The 14831-nt window shown below is 47.0% G+C and carries 13 protein-coding genes; 1 reads left to right on the plus strand and 12 read right to left on the minus strand.

The window, feature by feature from the left end; translation table 11 throughout:
• Positions 1-67 precede the first annotated feature (67 nt).
• The 11 genes from NC238_09840 to NC238_09890 all read right to left on the minus strand — a co-directional run bounded on the left by NC238_09840 (position 68) and on the right by NC238_09890 (position 11886).
• Positions 68-463, minus strand: coding sequence for an amino acid-binding protein (locus NC238_09840; GenBank protein MCM1566230.1), 396 nt, complete (start codon positions 461-463; stop codon positions 68-70).
• Between the two features lie 37 nt (positions 464-500).
• The gene (locus NC238_09845) at positions 501-1766 is read right to left on the minus strand and encodes a phenylacetate--CoA ligase (GenBank protein ID MCM1566231.1); all 1266 of its coding nucleotides are present in this window, start codon (positions 1764-1766) and stop codon (positions 501-503) included.
• 253 nt (positions 1767-2019) lie between these two features.
• Positions 2020-3201: a methionine adenosyltransferase gene (gene metK / locus NC238_09850; GenBank protein ID MCM1566232.1), complete on the minus strand. Its 1182-nt coding sequence runs from the start codon at positions 3199-3201 to the stop codon at positions 2020-2022.
• Positions 3202-3207: 6 nt separating this feature from the next.
• The gene (gene coaBC, locus NC238_09855; GenBank protein ID MCM1566233.1) at positions 3208-4416 is read right to left on the minus strand and encodes a bifunctional phosphopantothenoylcysteine decarboxylase/phosphopantothenate--cysteine ligase CoaBC; all 1209 of its coding nucleotides are present in this window, start codon (positions 4414-4416) and stop codon (positions 3208-3210) included.
• Positions 4403-4618 (minus strand): DNA-directed RNA polymerase subunit omega, encoded by a 216-nt coding sequence (gene rpoZ / locus NC238_09860; protein MCM1566234.1) that lies wholly within the window; start codon positions 4616-4618, stop codon positions 4403-4405. Before rpoZ ends, coaBC begins: the two co-directional genes overlap by 14 nt.
• Before the next feature lie 38 nt (positions 4619-4656).
• On the minus strand, positions 4657-5238 hold the full coding sequence (gene gmk / locus NC238_09865; protein ID MCM1566235.1) for a guanylate kinase: 582 nt from the start codon (positions 5236-5238) through the stop codon (positions 4657-4659).
• Between the two features lies 1 nt (position 5239).
• Positions 5240-5509: a DUF370 domain-containing protein gene (locus NC238_09870; GenBank protein MCM1566236.1), complete on the minus strand. Its 270-nt coding sequence runs from the start codon at positions 5507-5509 to the stop codon at positions 5240-5242.
• A 63-nt stretch (positions 5510-5572) separates the two neighbouring features.
• Complete coding sequence (locus tag NC238_09875) at positions 5573-6451, minus strand: YicC family protein (protein ID MCM1566237.1); 879 nt, start codon at positions 6449-6451, stop codon at positions 5573-5575.
• 187 nt (positions 6452-6638) lie between these two features.
• Positions 6639-7874, minus strand: coding sequence for an LL-diaminopimelate aminotransferase (locus NC238_09880; protein MCM1566238.1), 1236 nt, complete (start codon positions 7872-7874; stop codon positions 6639-6641).
• An 81-nt stretch (positions 7875-7955) separates the two neighbouring features.
• On the minus strand, positions 7956-8792 hold the full coding sequence (gene dapF, locus NC238_09885) for a diaminopimelate epimerase (protein ID MCM1566239.1): 837 nt from the start codon (positions 8790-8792) through the stop codon (positions 7956-7958).
• 337 nt (positions 8793-9129) lie between these two features.
• Positions 9130-11886 (minus strand): calcium-transporting P-type ATPase, PMR1-type, encoded by a 2757-nt coding sequence (locus NC238_09890; GenBank protein ID MCM1566240.1) that lies wholly within the window; start codon positions 11884-11886, stop codon positions 9130-9132.
• A gap of 141 nt (positions 11887-12027) precedes the next feature.
• Here NC238_09890 and NC238_09895 point away from each other — a divergent pair, with 141 nt between their 5' ends.
• A complete protein-coding gene (locus NC238_09895) occupies positions 12028-13836 on the plus strand; it encodes an NFACT family protein (protein ID MCM1566241.1) in 1809 nt (602 codons plus the stop codon).
• Between the two features lie 195 nt (positions 13837-14031).
• On the opposite strand, the gene pyrE is transcribed toward NC238_09895, so the two are convergent.
• Positions 14032-14679 (minus strand): orotate phosphoribosyltransferase, encoded by a 648-nt coding sequence (pyrE, locus tag NC238_09900; protein ID MCM1566242.1) that lies wholly within the window; start codon positions 14677-14679, stop codon positions 14032-14034.
• Positions 14680-14831: the final 152 nt, after the last annotated feature.

Genomic DNA, 14831 nt, shown 5'->3' on the forward strand with positions numbered 1-14831 from the left:
GAAACAGGTTTTTTCATCTTGTTATTATATTTTAGTACTGTATTTGATCGCTTACTTTCTTCTTTCTTCATTTGAGCGCGAGTTTGTCCATCGCAGCCTGCATGATTTCAGCATCTCTGACTCTTAGAACGACCTGGGCCTGCTCGTTTTCCTTTTCCACAAAACCATACATATATTCAACGTTCACACCCTCGGCAACAAGCTTGTTCAGTTGTCCAGCCAGACCTCCCGGACTGTCGGGAACTTTTAGCACCCAGACCCGGGTGATCTTGACGACACAATTGCGCTCCCGGAGTTTCTCCGCAACTTCTTCCGGGTTCTCCACGATAATCCTGAGTACACCGTAATCTTTGGTGTCAGCAAGGGACAGCGCGCGGATATTGACTTGAAGGTCAGCTAAAGTATTCAGTGCGTCTGCCAGACGGCCCTGGGCATTTTCCAGAAAAATTGACAGTTGTAACATATGTTTTTCCCCCTTTATTTTTTTCATTTAGGAGAATTTAGCTTAATTGTTTTTCCTTGCGTTTATCAATTACACGCTTCGCTTTTCCTTCGCTGCGCGGGATACTCTTCGGCTCGACAAGACGCACCCTAGCCGCAATATTAAGGATCTCATGTATTTTAGTTTGAAGCCTTTGCTGGAGCTCTTCGAGTTCCCGGATCTCATCGTTGAAGCTTGCCGCATTCACCTCAATCTGCACTTCGAGGGTATCGAGATTACCCTCACGGTCCACAACAATCAGATAATGCGGTTCGATTCCACCTACCGACAGGATCGCTTCTTCAATCTGGCTTGGGAAGACGTTGACACCGCGAATAATCAGCATATCATCGACTCTGGCCGACACTCTCTTCATCGTCCAACCGGTGTGGCCGCACGTACAGCTTCCATAGGTGATGCTGGTAATATCTTTCGTTCTATAGCGAAGTCCGGGGAAGCCCATTTTGTTAAAGCTGGTAAGAACAAGTTCTCCTGTTTCTCCTTCCGGCAGAACATTTCCGTCTTTATCGAGAATTTCAGGGTAGAAGTTCTCATCTATATGCAGCCCTTCGCCTTTCAGGCACTCCAAAGAAACGCCGGGTCCCATCGTTTCACTCAATCCATAGATATCGAGCGCCCGAATACCAAGTCTGGCTTCAATCTCTGCCCTCATCTGTTCTGTCCAGGGCTCAGCACCAAATATCCCGACCCTCAGCTTCAGGTCTTCTTTGGTCATACCCTCTTCCCCCAGACTGTCTGCCAGATAAAGTGCGTACGACGGAGTACAGCAAAGAACCGTACTTCCAAAGTCACGCATCAGCATCAGCTGACGCTGGGTGTTGCCGCCGGAGATCGGAATGACTAAAGCCCCAAGTTCTTCACATCCGTAATGCAGTCCCATACCGCCGGTAAACAAGCCATAGCCGTAAGCGACCTGTACAACGTCGTTGGACGTAATGCCGGCCCTTCTGAGACCGTTGGCCACAATTTTGGCCCATAACTGAATATCTTCACGGGTATACCCTACAACGGTCGGTTTTCCCGTTGTCCCTGAGGAAGCATGGATTCTGACCATCTTTTCCAATGGCTCGGCAAATAATCCAAAAGGATAATTCTGGCGTAACGCTTCTTTATCCGTCAATGGTATCTTCCGAAAATCCTCCAGGGATTTGACATCACCGGGATAATAGATACCCACCTCAGCTAGTTTTTTCTTGTAGTAGGGAGCTTTTAAGACCTGTTCAATGGTCTTTCTTAAATGAAGTAACAACTCATCCTGAGTCATCCTACCATCCTCCTGCCTCAAACTTATTTTGACACGCAAACTGTTAACGATAGGTATATTATATATCAAGATAATCCATATTTGAATCTGTATTTTGAAATAGCGCTTTTAATAAAAATTGTAAGTTTTCCTGTTATCAACATAAAAAGGATGCCCTGGATTCCCACGACACCCTCTGCAGTCTGTTATTCTTCTACTGACACCGATGATTTTTCTCTGCTATAGCTATTTCTATTGGAAGCTTAACAACGTTTCAGCGTCCGGCCAGTTTCCTTAATTGTTCGACTTTATCAAACTTCTCCCACGGGAGGTCAAGGTCATTGCGGCCAAAATGCCCGTAGGCCGCGGTCTGTCTATAGATTGGCCTGCGGAGATCCAGAGTGTTGATGATTGCAGCCGGGCGAAGATCAAACGTTTCATTAATCAGCGTGATAATCTTATCATCACTGACCTTGCCCGTCCCAAATGTTTCAACTGAAATGGAGACAGGACGCGCAACACCAATCGCATAGGCGATCTGAATCTCACAGCGGTCAGCTAGGCCCGCTCCGACAACATTTTTGGCCACATAGCGCGCGGCATAAGCCCCGGACCGGTCAACCTTCGTAGGATCTTTTCCGGAAAACGCCCCGCCACCATGTCTAGCCATACCGCCATAGGTGTCAACGATAATTTTTCTGCCGGTAAGTCCTGCATCACCCTGAGGCCCGCCAATCACAAATCTGCCCGTCGGGTTGATATAATAACGGGTATTCTCATCCAGCATTTCAGATGGAACCACTGGTCTTACGACATGCTCCAGAAGATCGTTTTTGATCTGCTCCTGGGAAACCTCAGGATGATGCTGGGTCGAAATTACAATCGTATCGATTCTTTTGGGTTTTCCGTCCTCGTATTCAACGGTAACCTGCGTTTTGCCGTCAGGTCTTAAATAGTTCAGCACTTCCGCCTTACGGATTTCAGCCAGCCTGCGGGCCAGCTTATGCGCAAGATCAATCGGCACCGGCATGAATGTTTCGGTTTCGTTTGTCGCATAGCCAAACATCATCCCTTGGTCTCCTGCACCGATCTCACTGATGTCTTCTTCGGATATTTTTGCCTCCAATGCTTTGTTAACGCCTAAGGCAATATCACTGGACTGCTCTCCAATCGAGGTCAGCACCGCACATGTATCCGCGTCAAAGCCATACTTGGCTCTCGTATATCCGATCTGTCTGATGGTTTCCCTTACGACTCTTGGAATATCCACATAACAATGGGTGGTAATCTCGCCGCTTACCAGAACCAGCCCGGTTGTCACAGATGTTTCACAGGCAACTCTTGCTTCTCTGTCCTGACACAGGACGGCATCAAGAATTGCATCCGAAATTTGATCGCATATTTTGTCGGGATGTCCTTCGGTAACAGATTCTGAGGTAAATAATTTGTAACCCATCCAAAATCACTCCTTTGATCCAATACCTTTGTTCAAGGAAATCTCTTGCACCAACCTTCTGGCGACATCCAGCTTGCTCATTTTGGGCAGATCTATTTTTCTGCCATCGGGATAAAGAAAACTAACAATATTGGTATCTGTGCCAAAACCTGCGCCAGGTGCTGTGACATCATTGACTACAAGCATATCAGCCTTTTTGCGTTTCAACTTTTCCAGACCGTTTTCAATCACATTTTGGGTCTCGGCAGCAAAGCCAACCAAGTACTGGTGCTTCTTCCGAGCTCCCAAAGCTGACAGAATATCTGGATTCGGAACTAATTCTAGGATAACAGACTCTCCGTCTTTTTTGATCTTTTGCTCATTGCGGACTGCAGGTCGAAAATCAGCAACAGCAGCTGCTTTGACGACGATATCCTGTTCCGCATATCGTGTCATAACTTCCAGATACATCTCTTCCGCTGAAATAATCCGGACCGTTTCCACACCGAATGGGGGAAGAAGATCCGAGGGGCCGCTGACCAGGGTCACCTGTGCGCCTGCCTCAGCAAACGCCTCAGCAATTGCATAGCCCATGCGGCCTGAGCTGTAATTTCCAAGATATCTGACCGGATCAAGTTCCTCGCGGGTGCCGCCGGCCGTAACTAGCACTTTCCGGCCTTTCATGATTTCCCGGTTTAACATAAAATTCTGAAGGAAATCAATGATCTCCGCAGGCTCACTCATCCTGCCGTCGCCTTCTGTCCCGCAGGCCTGGAAGCCTCTGGCTGGTCCAATCAGATGAATCCCCCGCTGCTGAAGAATCCCCAGATTCTGCTGCGTCGCAAGGTGATGATACATAGCATGATTCATAGCCGGTGCCACAAAGATTGGATTATTGACAGCCAGCAAGACGGTAGAAAGAAAATCATCAGCAAGACCGACAGCCATCTTCGCAATGATATTGGCTGTCGCCGGAGCGATTAAGGCGATGTCTGCCTTCTGGGCCAGAGAAATATGTTCAATGTTCCACATTTTAGGTTCCGTGAACATTTCCGTATAAACCGGCTGTCCTGATATGCTTCTAAATGTCAAAGGCGCAACGAGCTCTGTGGCTGATTTTGTCATCACGACAGAGACCTCTGCACCGCTTTTCACCAGTCTGCTGGCGATGTCGACCGCTTTGTAGGCAGCAATACTGCCTGTTACGCCCAGAAGCACACGTTTACCGCAAAGCATCTGACGTTACCTTATCAAAAAAGTCAGGATAGACTTTTCCGTCTGCAATCTCAAGCAAAGCCCTGCTAACAGGTTTTGTATCTTTAAATTCACTTGCATCCAAATTGTTCATGAGTACCCTGGCCCTTTTGGCAGCTGCCACCACTAGGGTATATTTACTGTCTGCCTGGGACATCAGAACATCCAAAGAAGGCTGCTTCATCGTTATTCCTCCTTCAAATTAGAACGACTTTAAAATTATTACGGCTTTGAACTCACCCGGCATTTTTCTGCAATCATAATACTCTTAAGCTTTTCTACTGCAGTGCCAATTTCGTCGTTCTCAACAGCATAATCATAATCCTTCATATTTTTCATTTCCTGAACGGCTTGTGCCAGTCTGCGCTGCACGACCTCAGGTGTTTCCGTTCCTCTTCCGTAAAGCCTTTCAGCCAGCTCTTCCAGGGAAGGCGGAACAATGAAAATAAACACACCATCCGGAAAAGCCTTTTTGACAATTTTTGCTCCCTGCATATCGATTTCCAGTAAGATGGTCTTGTTCCTCTTCAGGACACTTTCCACATGAAATCTTGGGGTTCCATACAGGTTTTCGCAAAACTCTGCCCATTCCAGGAACTCATTGTTCTCGACCATTTTAAAAAATTCATCCCTAGAACGGAAATAGTATTCTTTTCCCTCTGTTTCTCCCGGTCTTGGTGCCCTGGTCGTTACGGAAACAGAATATTCTAGATCGCCGCACTCGGTAAAAAGCCGCTTACACAGCGTTCCTTTTCCAACTCCTGCAGGACCTGAAACCACAATCAGCAGCCCTTTGTCTTCCATTTTAATCAACCGGATCCTCATTACTGGATTCTTTGGCGGTCAGACGATGGGCAACCGTTTCAGGCTGAACAGCCGACAAAATCACGTGGTGGCTGTCACACATAATGACGGCACGCGTTCTTCGCCCATAGGTGGCATCGATGAGCATTCCTGTATCGCGCGCTTCCTGAATGATCCGTTTAATAGGTGCTGATTCCGGACTTACAATCGAGATAATTCTGTTGGCCGATACAATATTGCCAAATCCTATATTAATTAGTTTGATATCCAATTCCTTATACCTCCCATATTCAATACGCTGCATATCGGCGTTATTACTGCTCTTTTCATCGTGTTACTCGATATTCTGAACCTGTTCCCGGATTTTCTCCAATTCACTTTTTCCCTGAACAATGATATGTGAAATCTCCAGATCATTTGCCTTAGACCCGATGGTATTGATCTCTCTGTTCATTTCCTGAATCAGAAAATCCAGTTTCCGTCCAATCGGCTCATTGGTTGAAAAGGCTTTGGTAAATTGTTCAAAATGACTCCCGAGCCTGACGAGCTCTTCCTCAATAGAAGACCTGTCGGCAAAAATGGCAACTTCGGTAATCAGTCTGGCTTCATCCAGCGAAGTGTCCGCCAGAAGCGCCGCAAGCCTTTCCTTCAATTTTTCCTGATATTCCACGACAACCTGCGGCGCTCTTACAGTTACTTGATCAACCATTCCGGAAAGGTCATCTAATTTTTTCAGCAAATCCTTGGCCAGTCTCTCCCCTTCAGTCCTGCGCATTTGAATTAACTGGTTCAGGGCCTCCTGTAAAGCCATATTGAGATATGGCCACAAGGCTTCGGCATCCATCTCTTCGTTTTCAACGCTGAGTACTTCAGGGAGTGAAACCAGACTAAAAAGATCGCTTTTATAAGCGGTATTGAGCAAATTTGCCAATTCCTTCAGAGAATTATCATACGACAGCACTAAATCTTTGTCAACCTTAACTAATCTCTTTTTTTCTTCCGTTTCCTTGATATTCACGTAAATATCAATGCGGCCCCGCTGGACTTTTTCCTGCACGGCTTTCCGGAAACGCTCCTCGATGATATTCAGGTTTCTGGGCAGTTTCACCAGGACTTCAAGGAAACGGTTGTTTACAGATTTCATTTCTACTGAGATCTGAACTCCAAGTTCCTGAGCTTCCCCTCTGCCAAAACCAGTCATACTATTTGCCAATTTCCTCAACTCCTTAACGACAATATACCACTCTTTTGTTCTTAAGGGCAAGAATACTATGCTTTGCTCCCTTTACATGCGTTTTAGAGTTATACAAGGTACCAGAAAGAAAAAATTGAGGAGACAAACAGCTCCTCGGTTAAATCACGTTCTCAAGCAGTAGATTGCTTCATCCTACCTAATAGCTTTATACTATCCTGGTCCTTATCCTTTCAATGGCCCTCGCCGTATTCTCCCTAGTGTTGAAAGCCGTCAGACGGAAGAATCCTTCTCCGCTCGCACCGAATCCGGCTCCAGGTGTTCCGATAACATTTGCCTCTTTCATCAGCTTGTCAAAGAATTCCCAGGATCCTAACTGTCCCGGTGTTTTTAGCCAGATATATGGTGCATTCACACCGCCAAAGACGGTATATCCCGCTTTTTCGAGACCAGCCCGGATAATTGCGGCATTATCCATATAATAATCAATGGTTTCTTTGACCTGTTGTTTCCCTGCCTCAGAAAATACGGCAGCAGTGGCAGCCTGGATCGGATAAGATACTCCATTGAATTTTGTGGTCTGCCTTCTAAGCCATAATTTATTCAGACTGTGCGCTTCCCCTTTGGAATCATAGACCATGACTTCCTTTGGAACGATGGTATATGCGCAGCGAGTCCCGGTAAAACCAGCCGTCTTGGAAAAACTCCTGAATTCCACGGCCACTTCGCGCGCACCTTCGATTTCAAAAATACTATGGGGAACACCGTCTTCCCGAATGAAAGCTTCGTACGCAGCATCAAATAAGATGATGGCCTTATGATCGCGTGCATAATCGACCCATTTCTTCAGTTCTTCAGCCGAAAGTGTCGTTCCAGTCGGATTATTCGGATAGCACAGGTAGATCATATCTGCTTTCGTGCTGGGAAGCGCCGGTTTCAGTCCATTTTCCTGATTACAGGGAAGATAAACGATTCCTTCAAACTGCCCTTTGTCGTTGTTATAAATACCGGTACGTCCAGCCATGACATTGCTGTCCACATAAACCGGATAAACCGGGTCTGTAACAGCCAAGATATTGCCCATTCCAAATATCTCCTGGAAATTGGCGGTGTCCGTCTTGGCCCCGTCACTGATAAACACTTCGTTAACTGCCAGGTCGACACCGCGGGGCTTGAAATCGTGCTCAATGATTTTTTCAATCAGGAACTCATATCCCTGTTCTGGGCCATATCCTCTAAAGGTTTTCTGCTGGCCCATTTCATCGACTGCCTGATGCATTGCTTCGATAACGGCTGGCGGAAGCGGACGGGTTACATCACCAATACCCATTTTTATCAAGTCACAGTCCGGATTTTCCTGTCTGAACTGCTTTTCCCGGCGGGCTATTTCCGAAAAGAGATAGCTTCCAGGCAGTTTAAGATAATTTTCATTGACAAAAGCCATTCTATTCACTCTCCTGTAAATATGTAGTTATAATCCCCTGATGTAGTCCTTCCTATTGCAGTCATTCAAGTATGGGATATCTTATGATTCAAGCGTACTTCCGCGGAAAACATAGACTGCTGGACCCGTCATGTGGACCTGTTGACCTTCCTGCCATTCAATCTTCAGGTCCCCCCCGGGCAAATGAACGATCACGGTTCTGTCGGTTCTACCAGTCAGCACTGCTGCAACCACAGATGCGCAGGCTCCCGTTCCGCAGGCCAGCGTTGGTCCGGCTCCGCGTTCCCATACCTTGACGGTTATTTCACCTAAATTATCTACTTTGACAAACTCCACATTTGTTTTTCTCGGAAACAGCGGGTGTTTCTCGATCGCAGGACCCAGCGTTTCAAATGGAAGCAATTCCAAGTCCTCGGTAAAAATAATACAATGCGGATTTCCCATCGATACCGCCGAAAAAATATATTCCTGCCCGGCAGCCTCAAGTTTTTGGTTAAGTGCAGTATCCGTTCCGGCCAAAACAGGTATCTTAACGGGATCAAGACACGGCTCGCCCATGTTAACCGTAACATGGTGTACAGCTCCCTGGCAGATCTCCAGTTTGACATTCAGAACTCCAGCCAGCGTTTCTACCTTAAGTGAATCTCTCTGAATGTAACCGGCTTCATAAACATATTTGGCAAAACAGCGTATGCCATTGCCGCACATCTCCGGTTCAGAACCGTCCGGATTAAATATCCTCATCCTTGCATCGGCTACATCGGAAGACAGAATTACAATAAGACCGTCACCACCGATGCCAAACTGTCTATGGCAAAGCTGGACAGCGGTTTCGGCATAATCCATACCTGTCTGAAAAAGAAAATGATCCAGGCAGATAAAATCGTTTCCCAGACCATGCATTTTCACAAAATCCATAAAGGGTTCTCCTCTCGCTGCCTTTTACAGAGTCTGTTCAAAAGTGACCTAATCGACAAAGGCCCATGGGCCTGCGCCAGCCAAGTTTCTTTAAGAATACTATGAGAACAGCAAAGGGTCAATATTTTTGTCTGAAGTATACATAATGTATGTTTCCATTATCGTAGATTAATTCGCAGGTCCCGTAAGCTGTAATAATACGTAGCTATGTTCGAGTTAGTCTCCATAATGGATGGCCGCTTTCTGTTTATTGTATCATCTTTGACACAAAATCCCGCGCTGCGCAATCCATGCTCCGCTTAGTGCTGGCCATCCATTACGGAGACATATTTTAGAGTTAGTGAACGCTTTTCTTGAAGCTAAAATTGGGGCTGGATTTAGCTGGCTGATATCTGTTCCGAATAAGTCGTGTCAGGCCGATGATTAAGCTTGGTCCGCAGGCAGCCACCAGAATGACAAACCATTGCCAGCCGACCAGCGCTGTTGTTTTGAAAATTGCCTGCAAAGCCGGAAGATAGATTACCGATAGCTGCATGATAACAGAGATTGCTACTGCCACAACCAGCAATGGATTGGAAAATATACCAACCTCAAAGATTCCGCGGCGTTCCGACTTGCAGTCAAAGACATGGAAAAGCTGAGAAAAAACAAGCGTGGTAAACGCCATGGTCCGTGCCGCTAAAAGGCCGACGCCATACCATAAACCAATAACAAATACAAAGAGTGTCGCTAAACCAATAATCGTTCCCCTGATTAGAATTTTTTGTCCTAATCCCCGTGCAAACACACTTTCCTCCGGCTGACGCGGAACCCTCTTCATGATATCCGGCTCTGTTCCATCCACTCCCAAAGCCATCGCCGGCAAACCGTCCGTAACCAGATTGACCCAGAGAATTTGTATCGGCAGCAAAGGCAGCGGTAGCCCTGTAAGCGTTCCCAGAAACATGGTCAGCACTTCTCCGAGATTGCAGGAAAGAAGGTACCGGATAAACTTTCGGATATTGTCATAAATTCCTCTTCCTTCTTCGACCGCTGCGACGATCGCCGAAAAATTGTCATCAGAGATTACCATAGCCGAGGCCTCTTTGGTGACATCGGTTCCGGTCTGCCCCATGGCGACCCCAATATCAGCTTCTTTCACAGCGGGGGCATCATTGACGCCGTCTCCGGTCATCGCTACAATTTGGCCGTTCTTTTTTAAAGCCCTGACGATTCTAAGCTTATCCCTTGGTGCGACCCGGGCAAACACCGAAATATTCATGACCATGTTGCTTAGATCTTCATCTGTCATTTGATCAAGTTCTATTCCGGTAACGACCCGTTCATTAAATCCGTGAATGATCCCGAGTTCTTTCGCGACAGCCTGCGCCGTCAGCTTATGGTCCCCGGTAATCATGACCGGCTTGATCCCGGCAGCCTGACATACTTTTATCGCTTTCACCGCACTCGTACGTGGCGGATCGATCATCCCGGTCAAACCCAGGAATATTAGATCATTTTCCACATCACCGTTTGGTTCGCCACGCCGGACATCTTTCAGCCCAAGTGCCAGAACCCTGAGTGCATGCGATGCCATCTCGTCATTGTAAAACAGAATTTGCTTTCTTCTTTCGGAGGTCAGCTCCACCACGCCATCCTTTGTCATCTCCCGCGAGCATAGTCCCAGAACAACATCCGGAGCTCCTTTGACGTAGGCTTTATATTCCTCTTTATTCTTATAAATAACCGTCATCCGTTTCCGTTCCGATTCAAAAGGGATTTCCGCAACCCTTTGTTCCTTCCGTTCCAAAGCCTCCCGCCAGACTCCCGCTTTGGCGGCCGCAACCAGAAGGGCGCCTTCCGTCGGATCACCTTCGATTCCCCAGATGCTGTCCTGACTTTTGCCTCTGAAAAGCCCTGCCACCTGAATTCCTTTCTTCGTTAATACAGCATTATTGCACAGGGCTGCACACCTGAGCAGTTCTTTCAGAGGGCCTTTATCCTTATACGGGTCAGCGCCATGATAATCGCCTTTGGGGTCATAGCCCTGGCCCGTCAGCGTAATGACCTGGTTATCGCAGAAAATCCGCCGGACCGTCATTTCATTTTGAGTTAGCGTTCCGGTCTTATCTGAGCAGATTACAGTCGCGCAGCCCAGGGTCTCCACAGCCGGAAGCTTTCGGATTACTGCGTTGCGTTTGACCATCCGCTGCACACCGATTGCCAGCGCAACCGTAACAATTGCCGGAAGACCTTCAGGGATTGCAGCGACTGCCAGAGATACTCCGGCAAAAAACATCTTTTCGAAGCTTTCCCCTTGTAAAATTCCTGTCACCACGACAACAACACAGACGGCAAGACTGATCGTGACCAACCATTTCCCAAGCTGGGCCAGCCTTTTTTGCAGAGGCGTCTCTTCCTCGTTCACCTCCTGAATCATTCCGGCAATCATCCCCATCTCAGTATTCATGCCTGTGGCTATAACGATCCCAAGTCCTCTTCCGTTCACAACCACGGTTCCCATATAGCCCATGTTTTTTCGGTCGGCAACCGGACTGTATTCGTCAATCAAAGGCTGGTTCATTTTAGCGACCGGTTGGGATTCTCCGGTCAGCGCTGATTCTTCCACACGGATGTTCGAGGTCTTCAGCCATCGGATATCGGCAGGTATCCGGTCACCTGCTTCCAGCATAAGGATGTCCCCCGGAACCAAGCCGGAAGCAGGTACCTTTTCCGTCCTGCTATTACGCAGAACTATCGCCTCCGGTGCAGTCAAGGAACGCAGCGATTCCATGGACCTTTCAGCCTTGTATTCCTGAATAAAGCCGAGCACTGCATTTAGAAAAACAATAGCCAGAATGGTTACTGCGTCCGCAATTTCCCCCAGCAGACCTGAAATAAGCGTAGCAACCATCAGCACCAGAACCATGAAATCCTTAAACTGACCCAAAAATAAGAAAACCGGGTTAACCCCTTTTTTTACAACCAGAGAATTCGGACCAAATTCTGCCAGCCGCCGGCTGACTTCCCTATCACTAAGACCCTTTTCAGGATCTACTTCAAATCCTTTGCATATTTCTCCGCAGGTTAATATGTGCCATACTTGCCGCTGCATTTCTTGCTCCTCCTTTTCATTTCCATTAGTACATGCTATTCGGCCTGTCCAGAAAAAATTCCCGGATTTGTGTTATACTGATATTGAATTTTGTTGACTAACCCTGCCTAGAAAACATTTGAGTTTGAAGGAGTTAACGATATGGCCCTTGACAGTATTACACTCTATCATCTATTGAAAGAGCTTGAGCCGGTTCTGGTTGGAACGCGTATTGATAAAATTCAGCAGCCTGAAAAAGAGGAGGTCCATCTTCTACTGCGGAGTCCCGGAAAAAATTTGCGTCTGCTGTTAAATGCCGGCAGCACTTCCGCCAGACTGCATCTGACTGAGCAAAATAAAAAAAATCCTGTCTCACCTCCGATGTTCTGCATGATTCTACGCAAACATCTCGAAGGCGGCAAGATTATCGGGATCAGTCAGTTCGGACTGGAACGCATCATTACCCTGACCGTACAGAATTACAATGAAAGAGGCGATCTTCAAGATTATCAGCTTATCCTGGAAGTCATGGGCAAGCACAGCAATTTGATTTTAGTCGATCCTCAGACCAATATTATTCTGGACGGAATCAGACGGTATTCCCATCTCCTGAGCAGGCACCGGGAAGTGCTTCCCGGAAGATTGTATATCTCGCCGCCTTCCCAGCATAAAGCCGAAGCTGTCAGCGATGAACAAAAATGGATGTCAGTCATCCTCGGGTACCCGCTTGACCGAAAAGTCTGTGATGTCCTGGTGAATCTGTTTGACGGTATCAGCCCTGAACTGGCCAAAGAGCTTGTTCTGAGGGCTTGTCTTGAGCTAGATGTGCTTCTTGACAACTGCGGGCAAATTGACCTGAGCCGTCTTTTCCAGGCTTATTCCTTTTTCCTGCTGGCCAAACAGGATACAGCCGCTGATCCGTGCGTATATTATCAGTCCGGACGGGACAAGAACATGCCGGCTGCTTTTACCTTTATTCCGTATGTGCAGTACGAAGATCTCAAACTTCAGAAAACACCGTTCCTAAATGACGCGGTAGATTTGTATTACACCCAAAGAATGACCAGTCAGAAGAATGAGTCCAAAAAAGGCTCGCTCCGTAAGGTTGTCCAGGATCATTTTATGCACGTCAGCAAGAAAGACGGCATCTATCACGAGACAATCTCCAAGGCTCAAAAAGGGCTAAAAGCTCAAAAACTAGGAGAACTTTTGACGGCCAATCTCTATCAGCTTTCACCGGGTATGAAGGAAGTTACCGTAGAAGACTATACCGATCCCGATTATAAACCTGTTACCATTGCGCTTGACCCAAACCTGACCGGCATTGATAATGCACAGCGCTACTACAAGACCTACAATAAGGCCAAAGCAACAATCAGAAAAACTGAACCATTGCAAGAAGCTGCCCAGGAAGAAATGAATTATCTTCAGACGCTCGCTTTAAGCATTGACCAGGCTGAAGACGACATCGAACTCAATGAAATCTATCAGGAGCTGATTGATCAAGGGTATATCTCCAAAAAACAGGATAAGCATGTGACGAAAAAGAAACAGTCTGCTGGAAAAGAACAGAATTCCTTTTCTCAGCCACATGTCTATCTGTCTAGAAGCGGCAAAACCATTTTGGTCGGACGCAACAATAAGCAAAATGACCGGATGACCTGGCGGGAAGCGAGATCAAGTGATCTTTGGCTTCACGTCAAAAACATTCCGGGTTCCCATGTCATCGTTCCTTTGACCGAAGATGAAGAGTTTCCGGACGACAATACGCTACTCGATGCTGCGGCACTGGCTATTTATTTCAGTCAGGCCAGGGGGTCAACCCATGTCCCAGTCGATTATACCCACGTGCGGCAAATTAAAAAACCCCGGGGGGCTAAACCCGGGATGGTTGTTTATGAGCAAAACTGGTCTCTCCTGCTGACGCCGGAGCCGGATGCTATCGAGCGGCTCCTAGCTACCGAACAATAGATAACTCGATAATCAGCATTCAATAGCTAGAGAAACCTTCGCAAATACCATAAAATAGACTCCGTAATACGTAGCCAGCGTCAGCGGAGCACGATGCGGAGCGCGGCTTTTTGTGCCAAGGAGAGAACAACAGCCGAAAGCGGCTATGTATTATGGAGTCCTAGCTAAATATTCACAGTTTTTACTTGTTTCGGTCTATTTTATTCCCCGGCTCCCAGGTTTCTCCCACGGGATACCCTGCTTGCAAAGCGGGCAATCATCCGGCTCATAAGCTTCAATATTCATCTGGATCAAGCTGTGCAGCAAGAGTCCGTCAAAATCCGCTTTGCCGCCACTACGGTCCACAAGCACGCCTACACCGACCGGAACTGCACCGGCCTCCTTGACAATATTGATGACTTCTTTGACCGATCCGCCGGTTGTGATAACATCTTCGACTACGAGGACTTTTTCGCCAGGTTCAAGCTTGAATCCTCTCCTGAGCGCCATTTCCCCATTCTGTCTTTCAGTAAAGATTGCTTTGACGCCTAAGTTCCGGCCAACCTCATGGGCGACGACAATCCCGCCCATCGCAGGACCAATAACGGTTTCGATCTCCATTCCTTCAAACTTTCCGGCCAGCTCCTTCCCAAGAACCGCAGCCTTCCTCGGATACTGAAGTACCTGGGCGCACTGCATATAACGCGCGCTGTGTTTCCCTGAAGTAAGAAGAAAATGACCTTGAAGCAGCGCTCCGGTCTCCTTGAAAATATCGAGAATGTCATTTTCATTTAATCTTTCAGTCGCTGAATGATCAGACACGTTTATTCCACCTTCCAAAATGTGATTTCTGAATTTATCCAGAGAATACCAGTAAAATAACATTTTACATGTATTATGGCACTTAAAATATTCTACCACATTGATTCAGAAAAAAGGAACTATTTTGGTGTGGAATCTATCTTAACTTTTGTTCTGTTCATTTGCGAAAGGAGCATTCCCGTGAATATGAGTAC

The sequence above is a fragment of the Dehalobacter sp. genome, from assembly GCA_023667845.1.
Taxonomy (GTDB): domain Bacteria; phylum Bacillota; class Desulfitobacteriia; order Desulfitobacteriales; family Syntrophobotulaceae; genus Dehalobacter.